This window comes from Natrinema marinum, assembly GCF_024296685.1.
Classification (GTDB): Archaea; Halobacteriota; Halobacteria; order Halobacteriales; family Natrialbaceae; genus Natrinema; species Natrinema marinum.
The window spans coordinates 1,775,896-1,798,955 of the sequence record NZ_CP100763.1; the positions used below are offsets into that span (position 1 = coordinate 1,775,896).

Annotated in this window: 19 protein-coding genes; 13 read left to right on the forward strand and 6 right to left on the reverse strand. The window is 61.0% G+C overall.

The genetic code is table 11. The features are described from left to right. The first annotated feature begins 37 nt into the window (after positions 1-37). The 8 genes from NKH51_RS08765 to NKH51_RS08800 are packed head-to-tail and all read left to right on the forward strand — an operon-like array spanning position 38 to position 8,539. Entirely contained in the window at positions 38-607 is a 570-nt protein-coding gene (locus tag NKH51_RS08765; RefSeq protein WP_254764978.1) for an acyltransferase, read from the forward strand. Further along, on the forward strand, positions 604-1,677 hold the full coding sequence (locus tag NKH51_RS08770) for a DegT/DnrJ/EryC1/StrS family aminotransferase (RefSeq protein ID WP_254764980.1): 1,074 nt from the start codon (positions 604-606) through the stop codon (positions 1,675-1,677). Before NKH51_RS08765 ends, NKH51_RS08770 begins: the two co-directional genes overlap by 4 nt. Beyond that, the gene (locus tag NKH51_RS08775) at positions 1,667-2,656 is read left to right on the forward strand and encodes a Gfo/Idh/MocA family protein (protein ID WP_254764982.1); all 990 of its coding nucleotides are present in this window, start codon (positions 1,667-1,669) and stop codon (positions 2,654-2,656) included. The genes NKH51_RS08770 and NKH51_RS08775 overlap by 11 nt, the downstream gene beginning before the upstream one ends. Beyond that, complete coding sequence (locus NKH51_RS08780; protein ID WP_254764984.1) at positions 2,649-4,064, forward strand: nucleotide sugar dehydrogenase; 1,416 nt, start codon at positions 2,649-2,651, stop codon at positions 4,062-4,064. The genes NKH51_RS08775 and NKH51_RS08780 overlap by 8 nt, the downstream gene beginning before the upstream one ends. After that, the gene (locus NKH51_RS08785) at positions 4,057-5,088 is read left to right on the forward strand and encodes a glycosyltransferase family 2 protein (protein WP_254765131.1); all 1,032 of its coding nucleotides are present in this window, start codon (positions 4,057-4,059) and stop codon (positions 5,086-5,088) included. The genes NKH51_RS08780 and NKH51_RS08785 overlap by 8 nt, the downstream gene beginning before the upstream one ends. After that, the gene (locus NKH51_RS08790; protein ID WP_254764986.1) at positions 5,081-5,863 is read left to right on the forward strand and encodes a hypothetical protein; all 783 of its coding nucleotides are present in this window, start codon (positions 5,081-5,083) and stop codon (positions 5,861-5,863) included. The genes NKH51_RS08785 and NKH51_RS08790 overlap by 8 nt, the downstream gene beginning before the upstream one ends. A gap of 1 nt (position 5,864) precedes the next feature. After that, on the forward strand, positions 5,865-7,424 hold the full coding sequence (locus NKH51_RS08795; RefSeq protein ID WP_254764988.1) for an alkaline phosphatase family protein: 1,560 nt from the start codon (positions 5,865-5,867) through the stop codon (positions 7,422-7,424). 2 nt (positions 7,425-7,426) lie between these two features. Next, a complete protein-coding gene (locus NKH51_RS08800; RefSeq protein WP_254764990.1) occupies positions 7,427-8,539 on the forward strand; it encodes a DUF354 domain-containing protein in 1,113 nt (370 codons plus the stop codon). Positions 8,540-8,558: 19 nt separating this feature from the next. Here NKH51_RS08800 and NKH51_RS08805 read toward each other — a convergent pair whose 3' ends face one another. Further along, the gene (locus NKH51_RS08805) at positions 8,559-10,385 is read right to left on the reverse strand and encodes a hypothetical protein (RefSeq protein WP_254764992.1); all 1,827 of its coding nucleotides are present in this window, start codon (positions 10,383-10,385) and stop codon (positions 8,559-8,561) included. Positions 10,386-10,895: 510 nt separating this feature from the next. After that, entirely contained in the window at positions 10,896-11,390 is a 495-nt protein-coding gene (locus NKH51_RS08810) for a hypothetical protein (RefSeq protein WP_254764994.1), read from the reverse strand. Positions 11,391-12,092: 702 nt separating this feature from the next. On the opposite strand from NKH51_RS08810, the gene NKH51_RS08815 reads away from it, so the two are divergent. From NKH51_RS08815 to NKH51_RS08830, 4 genes are all read left to right on the forward strand, one after another. Continuing rightward, positions 12,093-12,959, forward strand: coding sequence for a polysaccharide deacetylase family protein (locus NKH51_RS08815; protein ID WP_254764996.1), 867 nt, complete (start codon positions 12,093-12,095; stop codon positions 12,957-12,959). A gap of 270 nt (positions 12,960-13,229) precedes the next feature. Then, positions 13,230-14,420 carry a carboxylate--amine ligase gene (locus NKH51_RS08820; RefSeq protein WP_254764998.1) on the forward strand — a complete coding sequence of 397 codons (1,191 nt, stop codon included), beginning with the start codon at positions 13,230-13,232 and terminating at the stop codon, positions 14,418-14,420. Positions 14,421-14,797: 377 nt separating this feature from the next. Beyond that, positions 14,798-16,621, forward strand: coding sequence for a hypothetical protein (locus tag NKH51_RS08825; protein WP_254765000.1), 1,824 nt, complete (start codon positions 14,798-14,800; stop codon positions 16,619-16,621). Positions 16,622-16,801: 180 nt separating this feature from the next. After that, positions 16,802-17,845, forward strand: coding sequence for a lipid II:glycine glycyltransferase FemX (locus tag NKH51_RS08830; protein WP_254765002.1), 1,044 nt, complete (start codon positions 16,802-16,804; stop codon positions 17,843-17,845). A 73-nt stretch (positions 17,846-17,918) separates the two neighbouring features. Here NKH51_RS08830 and NKH51_RS08835 read toward each other — a convergent pair whose 3' ends face one another. The 3 genes from NKH51_RS08835 to NKH51_RS08845 all read right to left on the reverse strand — a co-directional run bounded on the left by NKH51_RS08835 (position 17,919) and on the right by NKH51_RS08845 (position 21,185). Beyond that, the gene (locus tag NKH51_RS08835) at positions 17,919-18,941 is read right to left on the reverse strand and encodes a peptidoglycan bridge formation glycyltransferase FemA/FemB family protein (RefSeq protein WP_254765004.1); all 1,023 of its coding nucleotides are present in this window, start codon (positions 18,939-18,941) and stop codon (positions 17,919-17,921) included. Between the two features lie 546 nt (positions 18,942-19,487). Further along, positions 19,488-20,900 (reverse strand): flippase, encoded by a 1,413-nt coding sequence (locus tag NKH51_RS08840; RefSeq protein ID WP_254765006.1) that lies wholly within the window; start codon positions 20,898-20,900, stop codon positions 19,488-19,490. 129 nt (positions 20,901-21,029) lie between these two features. Then, the gene (locus NKH51_RS08845) at positions 21,030-21,185 is read right to left on the reverse strand and encodes a hypothetical protein (protein ID WP_254765008.1); all 156 of its coding nucleotides are present in this window, start codon (positions 21,183-21,185) and stop codon (positions 21,030-21,032) included. Between the two features lie 209 nt (positions 21,186-21,394). Here NKH51_RS08845 and NKH51_RS08850 point away from each other — a divergent pair, with 209 nt between their 5' ends. After that, a complete protein-coding gene (locus tag NKH51_RS08850) occupies positions 21,395-21,673 on the forward strand; it encodes a DUF8044 family membrane protein (RefSeq protein ID WP_254765010.1) in 279 nt (92 codons plus the stop codon). A 45-nt stretch (positions 21,674-21,718) separates the two neighbouring features. Here the strand turns inward: NKH51_RS08850 and NKH51_RS08855 are convergent, their stop codons facing one another. After that, positions 21,719-22,621: a DUF7982 domain-containing protein gene (locus tag NKH51_RS08855; protein WP_254765012.1), complete on the reverse strand. Its 903-nt coding sequence runs from the start codon at positions 22,619-22,621 to the stop codon at positions 21,719-21,721. Positions 22,622-23,060 lie beyond the last annotated feature (439 nt).

Consider the following 23,060-nt stretch of genomic DNA (forward strand, 5'->3'; position numbering starts at 1 on the left):
TTTTAGAAACACAACGGTCCATGACGGCGCAGACACAATGAGCGATGGGAACTACCAGAAACCGGGGGCGGGGACAGTCGGATACGCATACGACGACGAGAGTCGGAAGCCCGTGATCGGATCGGACCCGACTATCAGATCGGGAACGATCATCTACGACGACGTCGTCATCGGCGACCGCTTCAGCACTGGCCACTTCGCGCTGGTTCGCGAGCGAACCGAGATCGGCGACGACGCGCTGGTCGGAACGAACGTGACCATCGACGGCGAAACGACGATCGGCTCGAACGCGAGTTTTCAAACGGGTGCGTACGTACCTGCGAAGACCGCAATCGGCGACCACGTCTTTCTCGGACCGCACGCGACGCTGACCAACGACCCATATCCCCTGCGCCAGAAGACCGAACTCGAGGGACCGACGCTCGAGGATCACGCCTCGGTCGGCGCGAACGCGACGGTCCTTCCGGGCGTGACCGTCGGCCGGGGATCGTTCGTCGCCGCTGGGGCCGTCGTAACGAGGGACGTTCCCGAGGAGACGCTGGCGGTCGGCGCACCGGCGACCTACGAGGCGCTTCCGGAACCGCTCCGCGGAGGGAACGACGGATGATCCCGATCGCGAGTCCCGAACTCGGCAAGCGGGAGGTCGACCGCGTTTCGTCCGTCATCGAGAGCGGTATGCTCGCCGACGGCGACGAGGTCCGAGCGTTCGAACGGGAGTTCGCCGACTACTGCGGCGTCGAACGCGGCGTCGCGACGGCGAACGGCACGGCGGCGCTCCACGCCGCGCTCGAGGCCGTCGGTATCGGAGCCGGTGACCGCGTCCTCACGACGCCGTTCTCGTTCGTCGCGACGGCGAACGCGATTAGACACGCCGGAGCAGAACCACTCTTTGCTGACATCGACCCGATCACGTACAACTTAGATCCGGGCGCCGCCCGCGAGATTGCTGAGTCGAAGGCTATCGATGCGATACTCGTCGTCCACCTCTACGGCCTTCCGGCCGAGATGGACGCGTTCGTGGACCTCGCAGACGATCTCGAGGTGCCGCTGATCGAAGACTGTGCGCAGGCCCACGGCGCGACCTATCGAGGCGACCGGGTCGGGTCGTTCGGGGACGCCGCCTGCTTCTCGTTTTATCCGACGAAGAACATGACGACCGGGGAAGGCGGTATCGTCCTGACCGACCGCCGCGAGGTCGCAGACCGCGCCGGGCAGTACGTCGACCACGGCCGCACGGACGACGGCACGCACGCGACCCTTGGTCACAACTTCCGGCTGACCAACCTTGCGGCCGCCATCGGCCGCGCCCAGCTCGAGCGTCTCCCGCGGTTCGTCGAGCGGCGACGGGAGAACGCCACTCGCCTGAGCGACGGTCTCGCCGGAACGGACCTGTCGCCGCCGACGGAGCCGAGTCACGCCCGGCACGTCTACCACCAGTACACGGTTCGATCCCCCGACCGCCGGGCCCTCCGCGACCACCTTGCGGCCCACGACATCGGGGCGGGCGTCTACTACTCGACGCCCATTCACGAGGAACCGGCGTACGGCGACGTGAGCCACGACGCGCCCGCGGCGGAACGGGCCGCGGCGGAGGTACTGTCCCTCCCGGTCCATCCGAACGTCTCTCCAGACGAGATCGACCGCATCACGGAGGTGATCGCCGACTATGCAGCCTGAACGGCCGCTCGAGGTCGGGGTCGTCGGCGTCGGATCGATGGGGGAAAACCACGCGCGCGTCTACGAGGGACTCCCCGGTGCGGACCTGATCGGCGTCTTCGACGTCGACGAGGACCGGGCGACAGCCGTCGCGGACGAGTACGGCGCGTCACCGATGGCACTCGACGACCTCCTCGCGTCCGTCGACGCCGTTTCGGTCGTCGTCCCGACCGCACACCACTACGACGTCGCGACGAAGTGCCTCGACGCGGGAGTGGCGACGCTCATCGAGAAGCCCGTCGTCGAGGACCTCGAGACGGGGCGGAAGCTGCGGGCGAAGGCGCACGACGCAGACGTGCCGGTACAGGTCGGCCACATCGAGCGGTTCAACCCCGCCGTCGAGACACTCAGCGAGCTGATCTCCGACCTCTCGATCGTCAGCCTCTCGGCCGAACGGCTCGGCCCGCCGCCGGGACGGGAGATCGAGGACAGCGCGGTGTTGGATCTGATGATTCACGACATCGATGTCGTGCGCTCGCTCCTCGGGGAGGAGCCGACCGCGATACAGAGCAGCGGCGTTGCCGACAACCGCCACGCGACGACCCTCCTCGAGTTCGGTACCGGGACGATGGCGTCGCTGACGGCGAGTCGCCTCACCCAGCGGAAAGTCCGGCGGCTCGAAGTGACGGCCGAGGAGTGTCTCGTCGAGCTCGACTACATCGATCAATCGATCGAGATCCACCGCCAATCGGTCCCCCAATACGTCGAAACCAACGGCGACATCCGCTTCAGACACGAGAGCCTCGTCGAACGGCCCCGCGTTCCGACCGGGGAGCCGCTTCGCAACGAACTGGCGGCGTTTCTCGACGCGGCCGCCTCGAACGGAACGCCGCGAGTGACGCTCGAGGACGGCCTCGCAGCCCTCGACATCGCACGACGGATCGAGCGCCAGGGCTCGAGGGATCGAGTCGCGGCGGATGCGGAGGCGGCAAATGACTGAGCAACGCCACCGCTCCGAACGCGACGCGGCGGACCTGTACGGCGCTGGGGAATCCAGTCGTCGACAGCGAGAGGCGTTCGTGGCCGGCTCGGTCCCGGTCGCCGTCTACGGCCTCGGCAAGATGGGGCTGCCCCTGGCGGCGGTGTTCGCGGAGACGACGGGTAACGTCCTCGGTGCCGATATCGACCCTGATGTCGTCGAGGCGATAAACGGCGGCGACTGCCACGTCAAGCGAGAACCGGGACTCCCGTCGCTCGTCGCCGAAACCGTCGCCGACGGTGCGCTGGCCGCGACGACGAACCCCCGAGAAGCCGCCGGGCGAGCGTCGGTTCACGTCGTCATCGTCCCGACGCCGATCACCGACGCGAACGAACCCGACCTCTCGATCCTTGACGCGGTCGTCGAGTCGATCGGTTCCGGCCTCGAGCGGGGCGATCTCGTCCTCGTCGAGTGTACCGTCCCGCCGCGGACGACGACCGACCGAGTGTTGCCCGCCCTCGAGGCCGCGTCGGGGCTCTCGCGCGGCGAATTCGGCGTCGCGTTCTGTCCCGAGCGGACCTCGAGCGGCCGGGCGCTCGAAGACATTCGCGGCGCGTATCCCAAAGTGGTCGGCGGCGTCGACGCGGAGAGCACCCGCGCGGCCACGCTGGTGTACGAGGCGATCAACGACGAGGGCGTCATCGCCGTCTCGGACGCGACGACGGCGGAAGCCGTCAAGGTCTTCGAGGGGCTGTACCGCGACGTCAACATCGCGCTCGCCAACGAACTCGCGACGTTCACGGACGAGTTCGGGATCGACGTCCGGGAAGCGATCGGCGTCGCCAACACGCAGCCCTACTGCGACATCCACGACCCGGGACCCGGCGTCGGCGGACACTGCATCCCCTTCTACCCGTACTTCGTGATCGACCCGTTTGAAACGGACGCGCCGCTGTTGCGGACCGCTCGAGCGGTCAACGACGCGATGCCGTCGTACGCGGTGGATAAACTCCGCGAAGAGTTCGCTGCGGAGCGAACTGAACTGGCCCACAGTACGGTCTTGTTACTCGGACTTACGTATCGGCCCGGCGTCGAGGAGATTCGGGCCTCGCCGTCGCTGTCGATCGCCGAGGAGCTCACCGCGGCCGGTGCAGATGTCTACGGCGTCGACCCGGTGCTCGAGTCGTATGCCGCGTTCGAGGACCGAGGCCTGACGCCGATCGAACTCGAAGCACTGTACGACGGAGCGTTTGACGGAATCGTCCTCGTGACGCCCCACGAAGAGTTCGAGTCGGTTCGCTGGCAGGACGTGGAACCGGCTGACGGCGATCTGATCGTTCTTGATGCCAGGGACGCGTTGGATCGCGAGCGGCTACCCGAGGACCACCGCGTCTACACCCTCGGAACCGGGGGTGATGGAAGTGTATAGGGACCGAACGGTCGGCGTCGTCGTGCCGTCGTACAACGAGGAAGAATTCGTTGGGAACGTGATCGACACGGTCCCCTCGTACGTCGATCGGATATACGCCATCGACGACTGCTCAAACGACGACACGTGGACGGAGATCCGACGGCACGCCGCAAAGATGAACGGGTGTGCGTCTGTTGCCAGCGCAGACGGACATGCGCCGGTGTCAAAGGCCGAAACTGACGCGGGATTCGATCGCCGCGTCGTCCCGATACGCCACGAGGAGAACCGCGGCGTCGGCGGCGTCATAAAGACCGGGTATCTGCGCGCCCGCGAGGACGAACTCGACATCACAGCCGTTCTGGCCGGAGATGGGCAGATGGATCCCCGGCACCTCCCACGATTGCTCGATCCGATCGTCGATGGCGCTGCCGACTACACGAAAGGGAACCGGCTGATCGCCAAGGAATACCGCACAGACATGCCCCGCTTCCGACTGTACGGGAACGCGATTCTGACGCACCTGACGCGGATTTCCTCTGGGTACTGGAAGGTGATGGACCCACAAAACGGGTACACCGCGATCTCACTCGGGGCTCTCGAGCGTCTCCCGATCGAGGATCTGTACGAATATTACGGCTATCCGAACGATCTGCTGGTAAAGTTAAACGCCGACGAAATGCGCGTTGCTGACGTCCCAATGCCCGCCGTCTACGGCGACGAGGAGTCTACCATCCGCTATCCATCGTACGTTCGAAAGGTCTCGGTGCTCCTGGCTCGGAACTTCCTCTGGCGCGTATCGGTACGATACGTCGAACGCGACTTCAACCCAAAAGAACCGCTCTATACCGCCGCGTTCATCGCCGCGGCAATCGGAACCCTCGGCGGATTGCGAACGCTACTTTCGGAGCATCGACCCCAGAAGAAGCGCGTTCTACTGGCCGTCTCGAGTTGTATTCTGTTCGTCGGCGTTCTCGTTCCGTCGATAGGGGACCTTCTCAAGGCGGACGGAGAGTGGGACACCGGGGTGCGGATCTATGACTAGGGATTTCACGTTCGAGATGTACGAGAACCTGCTCCAGAGCGGTCTCGAATCCGGCTACGACCATCTCACTGTTCGAGAGTTTCTCTCTCGAAGCAGGGTGCCAGAACGGTTCATCATTCACAGACACGACGTGGATCGAAAACCGGAAAATGCACTCGCAATGGCACGACTCGAGGCGGAGTACGGGGTCTCGAGTACGTATTACGTCAGGACCATTGAGAAGACCTTCGATCCCGACCTGATCCGCGAAATCGAGGCTCTCGGTCACGAGATCGGCTACCACTACGAGGACATGGACAGAAGCGCAGGCGATCTCGATCGCGCCCACGAGTCGTTCGCAACGAACCTCGAGAGAGTTCGACAGTACGCGACGGTCGACACGGTCTGTATGCACGGAAATCCACTCACGACGTACGACAATCGGGAGATGTGGCGCGACGGGGACGAAACCCCGACGCTCGAGATGTACGACCTCCTCGGGGAAGCATACCTCTCTCTGGACTTCGAGACGGTGGTCTATTTTTCCGATACCGGTCGGACGTGGCGGGATGGTGCGATGAAGATAAAGGATCATACGATCGGCCCGGATTCGAAATCGATCCAGATCGAGACAACCCCCGATTTGATACGCCGTCTGGAAGCGTGCTCGCTTCCTGCCTGCTGTGTCCTCACCCATCCCAATCGCTGGGCGCGGACCACGACGGAACACGTCGTCGAAACGGCGAAGGATTCGGTAGTCAACCTCGGAAAACTCGGACTCAATATGGTACGATAACATGACAATGCTAGCAATCGGACTGGACGGTGCGAACTGGAATCTCGTTGATAAATGGATCGCCGACGGAAAGCTACCGAACCTCAGGCGGTTAAAAGAGAACGGTATCGGCGGAACGTCGAAGAGTTGCTTGCCCCCGTTGACGGTGCCCAACTGGAAGTGTTATTCGACCGGAAAGAATCCAGGAAACTTCGGCGTCTTCCGATTCGACAGGATTGACACGGAGTCGCGTTCGCACACGTTCCACGACTATTCCGACTTCGACAGTCCAGAACTGTGGGACTACCTCAACGCCGACGGGTTGACGACCGGGATCATCAACAAGCCGTCGACTTATCCCCCGAAGGCTGTCGACGGGTTCATGGTGTCCGGCGGCCCGGACGCGTCCGATTCGGAGTATCGGTCGCTCGAGTCCGGATTCACGTATCCATCCGCACTGGGCGACGAGTTGCAAGCGGCATTCGACTACGATGTTCATCCGACACCGATGATATCCCCGTCTGAGACCGGCGACCGAGAGGTGGAGGCGATACTGGATCTGATTGAGACGCGGTTCCAAGTTGCGAGGTACCTGCTCGATCGCGAAGCTCCCGACTTTCTTCACCTAACTATCTTCTATAATATGGCCCTCCAGCATTACTTCTGGCGAGAGGAACCGGTTCTTCGTGCCTGGAAGGTTATCGACGAGAACCTCGCCGGGTTTATCGACGACGGTCACGACCTCGTCATCTTCTCCGACCACGGAACGTGTCGTGTCGACGTTACGTTCTACATCAACGTCTGGCTCGAGGAGAACGGCTATCTGACGACCGAGCAGACCGTCGATCGGCGGTTACGGTCTCTCGGATTTACCCGCGAACGGGCGCTTCGGATCGCCAAACGTCTAGGAATGGTCGACGTTCTCAGCAAGACGGTGCCCGAACGAATCCAGAAGGTCCTCCCCTGGGAGGAGGGGCTCAAACGTGACAGAGTGCTCTCGGCGGTCGACTGGGACGAAACGTCGGTCCTCGCCAGCAATCAGGGTCCGGTCTACCTGACTCTCGATCGTGACGATGCCGAGTACGAGCCCCTTCGAACCGAACTGATCGAACGGTTGCAAGCCCTCTCGCATCCCGAAACCGGGGCGCACATCGTCGATGCCGTCCATCGAGGGGAGGAATTATACTCGGGACCGTACGCCGGGGCCTCCCCGGATCTCGTCATCGAACAGGGCGACAACGTACACACGAGCGATGCGATCGGTCCGAATTCGTGGTGGGCGAACACTGGTGTCTGGCAGGGAGGCAACACGCGAAACGGCTTGTTCCTGTTTCACGGTCCGAGCTTCCGCCAAGGGGCGACCGACGCCGATGCCGAGATCGTCGATATCGCACCGACGATTCTCCACTCGATGAACGTTCCCGTGCCTGATGATATGGATGGGACCGTTCTGGACGTCTTCGAAGACGATGCCGACAACGCTGTCACATATCGGACGCCGCTTTCCACCCCCAACAGCGCTGCCAGAACCGAGAGTGAATCGGTCGAACAACGGTTGGCCGACCTGGGATACCTCGAGTGATCATGCGGGTCCTCTTCGACATCACTCATCCGGCACACGTGCACCTGTTCAAGAACGCGATTCGGGAACTCTGGGACTCCGGCCACCACGTCCTCGTCACGGCGAGGGGAAAGGACATCACGGTACCGCTGCTCGAGTCCTACGGGATCCCACACGTCGTCCTCTCGTCTAAATCGAGCGGGATCGTCGGGACGGTCAGTGAATGGCTGCTCCGAGAGGTCCGACTGGCACGAATCGCGACCGAGTTCGACCCCGACGTTATCGTCAGTCGGTTCAACCCTGCTGGCGCACACGCGTCGAAGGTCGTCGGGTGTCCGTTCCTGATGCTAGACGATACGGAGAACGAATCGTCGCTCATCAAAAATCTCACCTATCCGCTCGCGGACGCCGTCTTCACGCCGTCGTGTTTCGAACTCGAGCTGGGCGACAATCAGATCAGATACGACGGATACCACGAACTGGCGTATCTGCATCCCGACCGGTTTACACCCGACGAAGCGGCGTTGCGGGACCACGATATCGATCCCGACGGAGAGTACTACGTTATCCGATTGACCGCCTGGGACGCGTTCCACGACTACGGCGCCTCCGGCGTGTCACAGCAGACCCTATCCGAGATCGTTTCGCTACTGAGCGATCGCGGAAGCGTATACATAACGAGCGAAGGATCTGTGCCGTCGGCGCTGGCGGACTACGGACTCGAGATCCCGCCATGCCGAATCCACGATCTACTAGCTTTTGCCAATGGATATATCGGAGATTCGGGAACGATGGCGACTGAAGCGGCGATCCTTGGAACGCCGGCGATCCGGATCGATCCGCTCGCGGGACGCCACACCGGCGGGAATTTCGTCGAACTAGAGGAGCGGTACGGCCTCCTCCGTTCGACACCGCATGAACGTGAGGCAGTCCGCGAACTGAGAGCGCAAGTCTCCGATCCGCGGACAGCAGAAAAGCATCGTGAGGGCGTGAAGAGACTGCTCGACGATAAGATAGATGTCACCGCCTTTCTCCTGGATCGAATACGTTCCGTCACGAACGACAGCGATCCGAAACGGACACAACGGAATTTCAGCCAGGGGGAAGCGACCAAACCCAGAACGACACCGGACTGAAAAATGCCGTGGGCGACGGCTACTGATCTGCGTTGTAGTCCGCGGGATCGATACGCTGATCGTCGGTGTAGACCTGCGTGCCACCCGACAGGAACGTGAAGTCGACTAGTTCGCCCGAATATCCGAGGCGGTGGACGCCACGCTCGATTGTCCCGGTAGCGGAGGTCTCTGACAGTAGTTCGACATCCCTGCCGGCGAGCGTGTCGATCACACCGCTGACCGTCACCTCGTAGGTCGATTCGTTTCCGTTACCGACGATTGTCAGGACGTGAGACGGTTCGGTGCTATACTCCGATGGGTCCAGTTGCTCGCCGTCGACATAGACCCGCGCCGGACCGTCGACGGTGATCGACTCGAGGTCGCCGCTGAATCGGTACGCGTCGCGCCATCCGGAGACGGTGCCGGTAACGCGGCCGCCGTCGATAACGTCATCCTCGTTGATATACGCGCCCCTGTAGTTCGTCTTCTCGATGTCTCCGCTGACCTGGAACTCGTACTGGCTTGTGCCCGAAGTCCCGACACCGTCGACGAGGATATCGGTCCCGTTTGCCGCGAGGTCCGCTTCGTCTGTGTCTTCGGGGATCGATTCGATCGTTTCGAATCCGTCGATGGCGACCTGATTCCCACTTTCGGAGAGGGTGATGCTACCCTTGGGTACGCCGACTCGGAGGATTTCGCCGTTCGTAACGTCGAAATCGTCAGTGCCGCCGGACGAAGTGTACCCGTGGGCATACCAGAGCCCCTCTCGTTCGACCGCACGGTCTTGGTACTCGTGGTCGTTCGTGTTCGCGTTCGAACCCGGATCGACGGAATCGGCGTCGAATTCCAGGATGTATTCGTTCAGGTCGTCTTGGCCCGATATTTGGAGCGTGAAATCACCCGTCGGCAGTTCCGGATCGGAGGAGTCTGAGTCGGAAGTCCCCGAATCTGAAGTTCCCTGCTCGATATTTAGCACGTGATCATCGTAGTACGTCGCCATGTCTCTCGGGGATGTCTCGCCACCACCGTAGCGAGTGTACGGACCGGAGTACTCGATCGCATTGGAAGTACGGTCTTCGGTCCATCGAAGATCAGTTCGCTCGTAAATGAGTTCTCCGTCGACCCGGATGCGATAGATCCCGTCGTTCTGGGCCTGCCCGTTTTCGACGCTGTTGACTTTACAGTACGTCTCGAATCGATACCAGTTACCGGGTTCGATCAACCCGTTCCCGTAGTAGCCATCGTTCTCCTGTGCGTCCGTATCCATGTGGTACAGATACGCCGAGAGATTGTATGGGCCGTTGTTTTGTGCTCCGGAGCCACGGTTTGCGAGGACGACGCCTGCAGACCAGCCGTTAGTGCCATCGGCACCCGGTTCGCCACCGGAGTGACCGCTTCCCGCCGAATAGGACATCGCTGTCCGGAGAATCTTACACTGATCGTCGTCGTTCATCGTCCAGTTATCTGACAACCGGAACATGAAACTGTCCCGTATCTCGACCGGCTGATAGCCGAGCGCGTTTTCGACATTGAAATGAGTGTTCGTCCCACAACTTCCGCCGGAACGAAGCGCGATTTCCAATGCGTTAGTACCGGTGTACGCCTGTCCGTCGACGAAAGAGGCCTGGTCCGGACTGCACGTCCATACGCGATACACGTCTGACGGGTTCGTATGCGAATCATAATCTATCTCTATTACGTCTCCACCGGACTCCGCGGCAGCAATCGAGGCTCCCGTCGAACCTGTAAATGCGATTGCGGTTCCACCCGCAGCTTTTAGCATCGATCTGCGGTTAATAACGTGTTTCGGGGGCGTGTCCGATTCGTTCCGTTCTTTGCCATCTCGTACCGGTCGGTCGCGTGCCATTGCAGTCTCAGTAAGTCCCCCTTACCATCATAAGCTTTTAGGATAGATTGTGGAGAAATTTACGTTGATGTGGTTGAATCTAGAAAGTAAGTTAACTACTCCTTCGTTTGATGCCTATTATTCTCCCGATGTTGGATCTTGGACTAGGGAATAACAATAGTGCCTCGCCATGGAGAGAACGGATGACTCCAAACCCCGTCCAACGCCTAACCGGATGTGCACTCTCCCCACAAGTTCTATCGAACGTCTATCCAAGCCGTTGTCGATGGCGGTATCCACCCGCCGCTTGCCGACTTCGCAGACGGGCACACCTCTGACTGGCCGTCATTGCTTACTCGAGCTATTTACTCGGCACTCATCATCGTGGGTATACGGCACCGATCCCGGAAACCAAAGCGGTGCGTCTATCGATCGTTCGCGTTCTCTCTCGACTAACAGTTCCCAGTCGATTCGGATTGCGTACTCGTTAACGCGTTCGGTTCCGTTACTCTCTAACCCTCATTCATCTGACTATTCGGAACCGGTATTGAAGAATAGCGTATGGTCGTCATAGGTCGCCGCCATGTCTGTTGGTGCAGTCTCTCCCCCACCGTAGTACAGAAACGGACCGGCGTACTCGATCGCCTGGTCGTTCGTCGTCGTCCACCGACGCTCCTCACGCTCGTAGATCAGTTCGTCGTCTAACCAGATGCGTAAGTCACCGTCAGGGTTTGCCTCCCCGTCGGTTATCGAATTCATGCGTACGTAAGCGCCGATTTTAAACCACTCGCCCGAGGTCACGTGGGCCTCACTGTCGGGAGGATTATTGTCACTCCATTCACCCAAGTGATACTCGTACGTGGCCAACTCGTAGGTGCCGTCCGACAGCCCGGCTGGATTTTCGAGGATGAGCGACGCCGACCATCCGTCATCACCGGAGGGTTTGCAATCGACACCGGTTCCACACGAGCCGGCCTCCGTGTTCAGACCAACCCGGAATATCTTACATTTGTCTCCGTCGGCCATCTTCCACCCCTCCGATAGCCGAATATAACACGACTGATACATCTCGGTCGGTTGCCCGTCTCCTTGATGTGGAAACCAGTAATGACAGTTCGTCCCGCAACTGTCATCCTCAACGAGGCTGATTTCAAGTGCCTGGTCACCAGTACGAGTTCGCTCCGTTGTTAGCGATGCTCGCTCTGGGTCGCACGTCCAAACTCGATAAATCTCCTCCAGATTGTCGAACTGATCGAAATCGATCGCAATGCTATCGATTTCCTCGCTCTTGAAATCATCAAACGGTAGCGCAGAGTTCACCGGGGCATTCTTCGGGGCGGGTTTCGCATCGTCGGCAATTCTAGCTACCCCGTAAATCGAACCCACCGAAAGTGCTCCGACTGTCGCTGCCTTCAGATACGACCGACGGTTCAGCATTATATACACCGTACGGAGGCCATTTTGAAGAGCAGTCGTATTGTTCGACCTTGGTAAGATCTACTTTCTGGAACGTGCATTGACGTACCACCGAGGAGATGGGTGTCGCTTTGACTCGAGCATCCCGTCTCCGCCGTTTGGCTTCGAATACGTCACTGCCCCAACACGGCCCCGGAGTCCCGAAATAGGGTCCTTCGGAGTCAAGGTGTTTTTCTGAACCAGTGTGTGTCGCAGCTGAGTACCGTCCCTAGGGGAGCGTATTTTGATGCTCGAGGTGGAGAGTCCCCGAAGATGAAGGGACACGACTTCGCGGTCTGTTTGACACACGACGTCGATAGACCGTACAAGACGTTTCAGGCCCCATACGATGCGATTGTGGAACGAGATCTAGCACACCTGACGTCACTGGTCAGCGATGACCGCCCGTACTGGCAGTTCGACGAACTGCTGTCTCTCGAAGAGAAATACGACGTTCGGTCATCGTTTTATTTCCTAAACGAGAAGAAGCTTCTCCGAGATAAACGCCCCCAAGAGTGGATCAAACCACGGAATTGGATACTCTTCGGTGGGCGATACGAGATAACGTCAGATGAGATCACGGACGTGATTCGGACACTCGACCGAGGGGGGTGGGAGGTCGGTTTGCACGGGTCTTACGAGTCCTTCGATGACCGTGGTCGATTACGATTCGAGAAAGAGCAACTCGAGGAGTTACTGGACGGGGACGTCATCGGCGGCCGGCAGCACTATCTCAATTTGCAGGGAACGCGAACGTGGGACCACCATCGACGGATCGGATTGCGATACGATGCCAGCCTGGGGTCGAGCACGGAGTACGGGTTCAACGGCCGGTATGACATCCGCCGGCCGTTCGACGACGAGTTCGTCGTGTTTCCGCTTACGATTATGGAAACGCCGCTAATGGAATCGACACCGTCGGTCGACGCCGCGTGGCGGGAGTGCAAGCGACTGCTCGTCGAAGCTCAGGAACATGGTGCAGTTATGACCGTGCTCTGGCACCCGAGATACATAAACGAGGAAGAATACCCTGGTTACCGAACGATCTACGAACGGCTGATTCGAGAAGCCAAGGCCATGGACGCCTGGGTAGGCCCCTGCGGAGAATACTACCGGCGACTCGAGACGACAGTGCAGTGATCCCGTCCGGGCCGACGTATGTGTTCTATGATCGGTGATAAATGTCCCTCCGCCGTAGTCCCAACTGAACCGAGTAACACACCGATCGCACAGCGGTCGTGCGGTCGGGTGTACAGTGACTGCAGTGGCTACTATCGCCCCCATCTCACAGGCATCGTCAGAACCTGATCGGCGCGTATCGGCGTTGAAAGGCGGAAATACGGGATTGCTCGAGGGAACAATCGAATACCACCGGTTGGCTTTTCACCGATGACGGCGGCTTGGAACGGTATGAGCGCCTCGCCACGGGTTCTGCTCCTCGACGGAGACTATCCGAGTTCGATCACCATTGCGAAGGAACTTAGCGAGGACATCGGTGCGACCGTCATCGGTGCAGGAACGACGGCGTACAGCCGCCTGCTCCGTTCGCGATACTGCGACGTGGAGGTCACCGTCGCGCCGACCGACGACGATCGGTACGCCGAGTCGCTCCTGTCCGCGATCCGGACCCACCGACCGGCGTTCGTCCTCCCTGTCGGCTACCAGTCGGCGGCCCAACTCCAGTGTCTTCGACCGGAGCTCCCGTCGTCCGTTACGGTCTGTCTCCCGTCCGCGGAGTCGTTCTGCGCTGGATCGGACAAAGCGACCACCGCCTCCTACGCGACGGATCTCGGGATCGACGTTCCGACGGACTACTCGAGCCTCGTCGAATCGATCGATGCGAACGGTCGGTCGGCCGACGCGCTCGCTCGGCTAGAGTTCCCGGTCTTCCTCAAAGCCAGACGTGAAGCCGGCGGTGGGGGTGCGACCACGGCACGGGTCAACGATCCAGCCCGCTTTTGGGAGGCCTACGACGAGATACTGGCGGCCGCGCCGACGGACGACGTGCTGGTCCAGGAACTCGTTGACGGACCGGGGATGACCTACGGCGTCGGCGTGCTCTGTCTGGACAACGAGGTCGTCCTCCGGTTTTGCCACGAGGAACTCAGATCCGTTCCGCGCCGCGGCGGGAGCGGTACCCTCCTCCGAATCTGCCGCGACACCGCTCTCGAGCGGCGAGCGGCCGAGTTGCTCCGATCGATCGGCTGGCACGGGATCGCGCTCGTCGAGTTCACGCAGCGAGCGGACGGCTCGTTCGTCCTCATGGAGATCAACCCGAAGTTCTGGGCGTCGTATGCGTTGGCCAGCGCGCACGGCTACCGATTCGCGTCGACGATGGTCGCCAGCGCGCTCGACCTCGACGCAGACGTGCCCTTTGGCACCGCCGAATCGGTCGGCGAGATGGTGTTCCCGCTCAGAGAACTGTATCACTGCGCTCGAAACCCGACACGGCGACTGGCTCGTGAGTGCCTCGAGACGGCGCTCAGACCCGGAGTCGACTGGAACGTTGACCGAGACGACATCGGTGCGTGGCTGACGCCGCCGGTAGACATCGTCCGACGCATGCCCACGTTCGAGCGACCTCGAACCCGGATCGGCTGATTTCGGTCGACCCTCTTCCGACTGATAGATGGGAAACCGACATATATGGCCGTGAGTGGCCGTCTCCGGCTGGATCGACGGGTTCACCGGACCACCGTTCGTTCCGAACTGACATCGTCAGAATGCTGTGCTCGTTGAACGGTGATTTATACAGGACGTTGTCGTAGGGTGTCCGAACTGATGTCCCCTCCACCGCTCACTTCGGTCCCACGCCGCCGGGCCGACAGCGAACCGAACGTCGAACGGGGCAAGAGTATGACGGTCGGATTCGGGCTGCCATCACAGTCGAGGTCGGTCTCGTTCGTCCGATCACACCGCCGTCGCGTGACTCGAGCGTGGAGCGAGCGATTCCTCGAGGTCGACTCAGAGATGGACACATGAGTTGGTCCAGAGACGCCGCGTTCGACCGAGCCTACGTCGCATCGATCATCGTGCTCCCCCTGCTAGCGGTCGCCGGTGTGCTCGTTCCGTACCTTCTCGGTATCACGAACTTCGCGATACTCGGCCTCTATCTCGCCGTTCCGATGGTCCTGGCGTCGATCGTTCTGTGGCGCCTCGACGACCCTCGCTTTCGAAATCCGGTGTCTGAACTCGCCGTCGACTGGCGGCTCCCCTCAGTCGCGTTCCACGTTGCAGTTACCATACTCATACTTTCGCTTACGGTCTACGATGTCCGTCCGTTGACATTCTACGCCGGTATCGCGTTTCTGTACACGGTGATCCTGCTGTTGATCTGGATCCCCGATCTCGACGCGGGACGCACGGGTGTCTGTCTGTATCACACGTTCGTCGCGATTTCGCTGGTGATCTTCAGCGTCACGCACAAGTACGACTTCTTCCTCGGATTTACCGATCTGGCTGTCCATGTGTCGATCGTGAATAGGATCGTCGAGACCGGGACGTTGGTCTCGATAGAGACGTACGGACCGTTCCAGTTCTGGCACGTCTATGCCGCGATGACACACCAGCTCCTCGGCGGCGAAGTGACGACTCACCGGACCGTCTACCTCCTCGGTGGCCTCGTGTACGGCGCCGGCGTGTTTGCGATGTACGGACTGGCTCGTCGCCTCTATCCGAGTGGCCGAGTCGCACTGCTGGCACCGCTGATTGCGATCTCACATCCGCTGTACATCTTCTACGGGATGTATTCGATTCCACGGAGCGTTACTTCCGTTCTCTTTCTCACACTCTTGGTCGCGCTCGTCGGCCGGCCGACGCGTGAACTCCGGCTCGTTGCGCTCGCGTTCGTCTTTGCCATCGTCATCTACCATCCCGTCTCCATCCCGTTCGTTTTCGTCGCGCTGGCGGTTATCTACGCGGTCGAACGGTTATTTCGATCCCGGCCCGCGATCGTCAGTGACACCACGCTCATCACGGCCGGATTGATAACGCTCACGTATTGGCTATACTCGGCCGAATTCCTCGTCGAGCGCATCGTTTGGACGCTCATCGGGACGTTTTCCAGTTCAGGTGGAGAACCGTCGCCCGCGGGCGTCGTCACGAGTCCGTGGGCCGAGGTCGCAAACTACGTCCCCTATTCGTTTTTCGTGTTCTTCGTTCTGCTCGGAGCGCTACTGTGGCTTCGCGAAGAGTCGGCGACTCGGTCCGCCGCCGCGTTCGGTGTTTCGACACTGATACTGCTTCCCCTGTCCGTCCCGGGTCCGGTCTTGCTCCTCGACTCGCTCGTCGGCGTCAACATCGGACGGTTCGGTCACTACACGTTCATGTTCCTCTCGCTGACGGCCGCGGTGGGCGTCCACCAACTGATCACGCGAGGCGGCCGTGAGCTCTTCGTCGTGATCGTCCTCGTGATGGCGGTGTTCTCGTTTGCCGCCGTCTCGAACGACTTCGTGGCCAGGGACAACCCCGTCGTCGAACGCCCGTTCTACACGTACTACCTGACCGAGCAAGAGCGCCAGTCGTTCGAACACATCGACGAGCAATACGCCGGCCCGGTGGTAGCCGATCGATCAACATGCCGGTACATGGTGGAGATGATCGGACGAGACTGTACGGTCGTCAACACGACGAACACGAGTACGATGCTCTCGGAACCGGATAGCGTCCTCCTTCGAGAAGGTGAACTCGAGCGGAGACCGTTACAGTTCGATCGGTACGTCTACGATGACGACCTCCCTCGCTGGCAACTGACGAAACGTGACAGAGTGTACGATTCTGGTTCGGTCGTGTTCTACACGTAACAGCGCGGTCGGCCTACTGTCTGGCACGAAAGTACAGATCCAGCGAGCCAAGTAGAGACGATCGGTCCGAATCACCGGACGCCGTGGTCGATTAGCGCATTAACAACGGGATTCTCGGTTCGTACGTTCGAAAGATTCGTCTATGAATACGCTGCAGTGGCGACATCGAACGCGATCTCCATGAGTATCGAGATTACGACACTAGACGGAACCGTCCGGGAACAGTGGGACAAATACGTATCACGGTCACCGCATGGGACGATCTTTCACAGGTACGCTGCGCTGAAAGCACAGGAAGACTGTTCGAACACATCGCTTCACCCGCTGGTCGGATACAAGGGAGAAGAACCAATCGGCGTCTTTCCGGTCTTCTCGGCACAGCGAGGCCCTTTCACGTTCGCGTTCTCGCCGCCGTACGAACTGCACGTTCCGAACCTCGGACCGGCGCTGCTCAACATGCAGAAACTGAAACAACGGAAACGAGAGAAACGCCACCGCCGGTTCATCGACGGCTGTCTCGAGTGGATCACGACCGAACTGGAGACCAGCTACGTCTCGATCAGAACCGGCTGGCGCTACGACGACTTGCGCCCGTTCACATGGAACGAGTTCGACGTACAGCCGAGCTACACCTACGTGATCGACCTCGAAACGGACGAAGACGAGCTCTTAGAGCGTTTCAGTAGCACGACGCGGAAGACCGTCCGGAACAACCTCGACGAGGAGTACGCGGTGACGACCGGTGGGCGAGAGGCAGTCGAGTGGATTATGGAGCGCGTCCGAGAGCGGTATCACCACCAGGAGAAGACGGCGACGATCTCGACCGGGTTCGTCGTCGACCTCTACGACCGACTCCCCGAAGGAACCGTCCGTCCTTACATCCTCTCGGTCGACGGCGAACCGGTCACAGGGACGATCCTTCTCGAGGACGACGGGATCGCTCACCGGTGGCAAGGGGGTGCGAAACCGGACGTCGACCTCCCGGCGAACGAACTCCTCGAGTGGCACATGCTGACCGATGCGATGGAACGGGGCATCCGGGAGTACGAGATGGTCGACGCGAACGAGCCACGAATAAACAAGTGGAAAGCGAAGTTCGCTCCCGACGTTCGGACATACTTCACGATGAAGCGGTCGGGACCCGGCGTCGAAGCGGCCGTTCAGCTCTATCTCAGACTCCGCGATCAGAGCGAACTCGTCACGAAACTCGCCCCCGGTCGGTAAGGACAGACCGCTCGCTGCGTCCGACGGCAAGCGGAGTACGGTGGCCGAGGAGAGGCAAGTTCGAGCCGGTCGATCAGGACGTGTACCACTGGTACAGCGTTCGCCCGGCGTTCAGGCCCGTCAGGGCCGGTTTCGGGTAGCCGCGTTCCCAAGTCAGACACGGGACGGGGTCGGCCGCGAACCGTTCTTTGAATCGGAACAGCCCGTCTCTGAAGTCCGGGTCCGTCCCACGGAAATTGTAGGTCTCGTAGCCGTTCTCCATTCCCCACTTGATCGCGTGTTCGTGGATCAACTCCGAGGCGTTGTACTCGAAATCGTCTTCCGTCACGGCCGAACAGAGGTACTGGATCGTCGACCGCTCGTCGTCCAGGACGAACACCATCGATCCGCGCCGCTTGCCGTCGACGTAGAGCGAGAACACCTTCACCAGTTCCGGTACGTGTTCGAGTTCGCGGAAGAACGACGCCGGCAATCGCCATCCCTCGAGCCGGTCGATGACGGACTCGTAGCTTCTGTGCACGTCCGCGAGCAGTTCTGGGGTGAGCGCCTCGTCGACGACCGTTCCGTCGTGGTCGTGGCCGCGTCGGATCGCTCGTCGGCGCGAACTGTCCATCTCCGCGATGATCTCGTCCCAGTCGTGGGTGATGTCGAGACGGAGGTGACAGTTCTCGATCCGCAGCTCGTAGCCGTGCTCGCTGAGTACGTCGTGGTAGCGGACGTAATCGGGGTCGACGATACTGATCTGATTGAACAGAACGCGGCCGTCACAGAGCACGGGAACCGCCTCGAGGAGGCGTTCGATAGCCGCTTCCTCGTCGGTCATCGCGATCGGACCGACCGATCCTGGTTTGACGGTGTTCAACCGCCGGAGCGGCGTGGGGCCGACGGAAGCGACGAAGTTCGGCCACACCGCGATCGGATTCCCCTTCTTTTCGACGACGAGGTGTCGGGGGTCGAACGAGCGGCCGCGTTCGACCGCCCGGAGCCAGTCGTATCGATGGAAGACGCTGCCGAGTTCGGCCTGAGAGACGACTTCGTCCCACTGGTTTTCGTTCGCCGTTTCGATGGTGTCGAGCTGCCGGACGGTTAGAGACATGCGTACGTTGAGTCGGTCGTACGCCCATCTCCAGCGAAATATAGCTTCCTGCGGCGGTCGAACGAATGGTGAGATTGTCGGTTGAAATCGAGGTCAACAACGGGTTACACGGAGTGGTCTCCGAGGGGGATGACCGGGCGGCTGCAGTCGAACGCAGATTGTGAACGGAGTGTGGCTTCGATCGGCCTCTTTCCAGCCGAACGGAAACAGACGTGAACGTGCCATCCGTCGGGTAATCGCTGGCTGTGACGACGGCAACAGTGTGACTCGCAGGTCGATCGAACGTGTCGGGTCTGGACGATCACACCACAACTGCTCCACGCGTCTCGACCGAGTGAGGTGCCATATCGCTCGTCACCAGGCGAACGTGCGAGGCGGAGACGGCGAAGCTCACGCGCGCCGTCTACGAATACACTGCGGCATCGCGGACGACCTCCGCGTCGGCCGCCTACGAACTGACCACCGCCGACGAGCGATCCAGTCGCCGGTTCTTCGGCGACGAACCGAAGGGCGATTCCTCGAGTGTCACTCCGCGATCCGAGGGCGCTAGAACTGCTCTATCGCGTGGCGCCACAACTGCGATCGCATCGAGCCGTGTAGCGAGACGAGCGCACCGTAAATCGCGACACCGGCAACGACGAATGCGAGCAACGTGGGAAGGGAATCGACCGGGTATCGCTGTTTCATCGCGTAGAGAACGAGGTACATCCCGGTGGCCGAGCCGACACACCAGAGTATCTCGTCGTACCGAACGCGGAGTCGCATCAGTTGTGAGAGATAGTACGTTCGTACGACAGTCCCAGCCGTCATCGAAACGACCGTCGCGACCGCAGCGCCAACAATCCCGAACTGCCATATGAGGACGAAATTCAGCACCAAATTCCCGATGATGTCGACGAGCGCGGCGCGCGTGACGTAGTCGGGCCGATTCAGACCGAACAGGGAGTTTCCGGCGAGTATCCGAATCGCTCGCGGAATCTTTCCACCGACGAGGATGATGAGGACGAGCCACGCCGCCGTATACTCCGGGCCGTAGACCAGCTCGAGAATCTCTCGTGAAAGGAGCAACACGCCGAAAAAGGCCGGAATTGTCAGTAGTACCGCCGGCGTGACGACCCTCGAAAACAGCCGCTCGACGGCTTCGATCGATCCGGTGGCTTCCCAGGAGCTGATCTGCGGGAAGATCGTCGTGCTGATCGCGCTCGTGAACAGCAACACCGGCGCGGCGACCTGCCACGCGACCTCGTACACGCCGACCGCCGCCGGGGCGAGGAAGAAACTGATGACGAGGATATCCATCCAACTGTGCATGTATCCGTTGGCGTCGGAGACGGTGGCGTACTTCGAGTAGTTGACCAGCGACCGTGCGAGATCCCGGGATGGAGACCCGATACCGGTTTCGACTTTGTACGCCGCCAACGCGAGTTCCGCCGCGTAGCCGATCAGCAAGGCGTACGCCAATCCAGTCGCCCCGTAGCCACGCGTCACGAGAATCGCACCGACCCCGATCCAGGTGACCGAGTGAGTGAAGGTGATGATCGCCGTTTCACCGACGCGCAGTTCGCCTTCCAGCGCATCGATCATCACCTCTGCGACCTCCTGGACGACGAGCGTAACGGCCAACAGTAGAGCCAGCTCCGCACCGAGATACTCGTTGAGAATCGGACTCGCGGCCACGAGAATCGGCACGATCACCGACAACAGCACGAGCTTTAGAACGAGTCCTGTCGAGAGCGTTTGCTCGGGGCTACGGCCCTCGCTGATCCGTTTTATGATCGCGGTGTTCAATCCGAGAGTCGCAGGCAGCGAGAGAAATCTGAGCAGCGCTTGGAAGAGAAAGAACACCCCCAGTTGCGCCGCTCCGAGTTCGCGGGCGAAAAACGCGATACCCAGAAACAACACTACAGCGCCGCCGACGTTCGAGACGAAGACTTTCAACGACGATCGAGCGATATCCATAGATCACGTTGGCCGCTAGTTAACCGGAAAGCCCCGCTGGGGACCGACCGGTCGGTATCGATCGTTCGGAACGGACGACCGCGTGGTATCGGTGCGACCGTTCGTGTCGGAGCCGCACTGACGACCCGATCAGACACTGTCGTCACGGTCGTAGCCGCGTTCGACCACCCGGAGCCGGTCGTATCGATGGAAGACGCTGCCGAGGGCGGCCTGGGAGACGGCCTCGTCCCACTGGTTTTCGTTCGCCGTTTCGATGGTGTCGAGGCGCCGGACGGGCAGAGACATGCGTGCTCGAATCGGTCGTACGCCCATCTCCAGCGAAATATAGCTTCGTACCGTCGCCGTCGTTAAGTCGATCTTGTCGAGGTCTCGAGCAGCGGTGTCACCGCCCGGCGACTCGGCCGTGCGAGCGACGTAATAACACCAGTTTACCCGACGACGGCACCACGCACCGTCCGGAGGTATTATACCGCCGTTCGGACTGTGTCTGGAAAATGTCGACTCCGCGTAGGCTCCGGTTCGTCTCCTTCCAGGTCGCCTGGCAACTCGCGGCGTTGTTCGCGCTCTCGCTGTTCGGCGTGTTCTCCTACGGGCTGTTCGTTCTCCTCTCGGCGTTGGGCGTGGTAGTCGCTGCCGATCTCTCGTCTATATCTCGCGTCCGGTCGCGCTGGCGCGATCGACTACGGTGGGCCGTGGCGATTGCGCTGGCCGGTGCAGTGATCGCGGCTTGCGTTCGACTCGTCGAACTGTTCGGCCTCGAACTGCTCCCGTAACCGCCTGATCGAGGGAGGAGAACGCTCGAGGGTCGTCGACCGATGTCAGGACGGAACGCGCTCTCCGGTGGATTGTGATGCTTCCCCGACGTGCCATCGACAGACCACGACACCCGCGTTTCGCTCGGCCTCAACGGAGACCTCGAGTGAGACTTCGCTGTCGAGGGCGGCCGCGAATCCGACACCGAGAAACGAGGGAACGGGGTGATCGAACCGATCGATCGGGCCGAACGCGCTGTCGGAGACGGTTATTTCGACTCGCTGTCCGTCACCGGAGACGACCCAGTCGGCGTCCGTCACGAACTCGAACCGGTGGCAAAGCGCGTCGATCAGTTGCTCCGCGATCGGTTCCGGCGACGTCGCGACCGGCTCGGTCAGCGCCTCGCGGAACTCGTCGTACAGGTCGCCACCGCTCGGCTCGAGCAACAGTCCGCGTCCGTCCGGATCGACGATCGGGGCGTCCCCTTCGCCGGACAGGAGGTGATCGACGCGTCCGGAGAGCAGAAGTCGAACCTCGACGCCAGTGGAGTTCGGGACCGGGACGTACGTCCGTTCGTCGGTCAGTCCCAGTGTGTCCGTGACAGCAGCGAGGTTGTCGGCGAACGCGCCGTAGACGCGTTCGCCGTCACTGGCATCGATGAATCGGCCGGCCGACAGTCCGTACGCGAGGACGCCACCGAACAGACCGACTCCGGCGAGGGGGAACAGCACGCGTTGAGCGGTCGGCAGCGCGATCGCCCCGCCCAAAGAGAGCACACCCAACGCGAGCAGGCCGGCCGTCAGCCGACGGTCGCCCGTCGAACGGCGGGACTCGTACCCCCGTCGAAGCCGGTCCGACCGCTGTTCCGTTTCGGTCGACTCAATCCCGGAACGTAGTCTCGATCCCTCGGCACCGCGGGTTTTGGCGGGCGTCACGGCGCCGCCGTCGCTCGAGTCGTTCGGACTCACGAGCTCCCCCCGTGGCGTCGACGACGGCGGACGCGTTTCTCCGAGGCACGCGAGCGATAGCGATTGGACGGGCCCCGACCCCAGGAGACCGGTCTCGGTGGCGAACGAACGCTCGCGCTCTCGGCGATCGGGCGGGAATCGCGAACGCGACCTTGGAGGTGTGTCGGAGCGAGACGAGAGCGGACGGTCCGACACGGTACCACCCGACGTGTGAATCGCATGGGCGCGGCTACCATCGGCCACCTTTTGAAGCTGACGGCGACCAATACGGAATTTCTCCTCCGATTTCAGCCATTAAACGGGTTGTCGAACGGAAGCGGTCTCACCGATATCGAATCGAACCCAGGAACTGAAGAGACGCCATCGCCGGCCGGAGCAGACCGTGGCGGGCGGATCGCAAACGATTCGTTTCGTCGTGACTGTGTGGCGTATCGTCAAT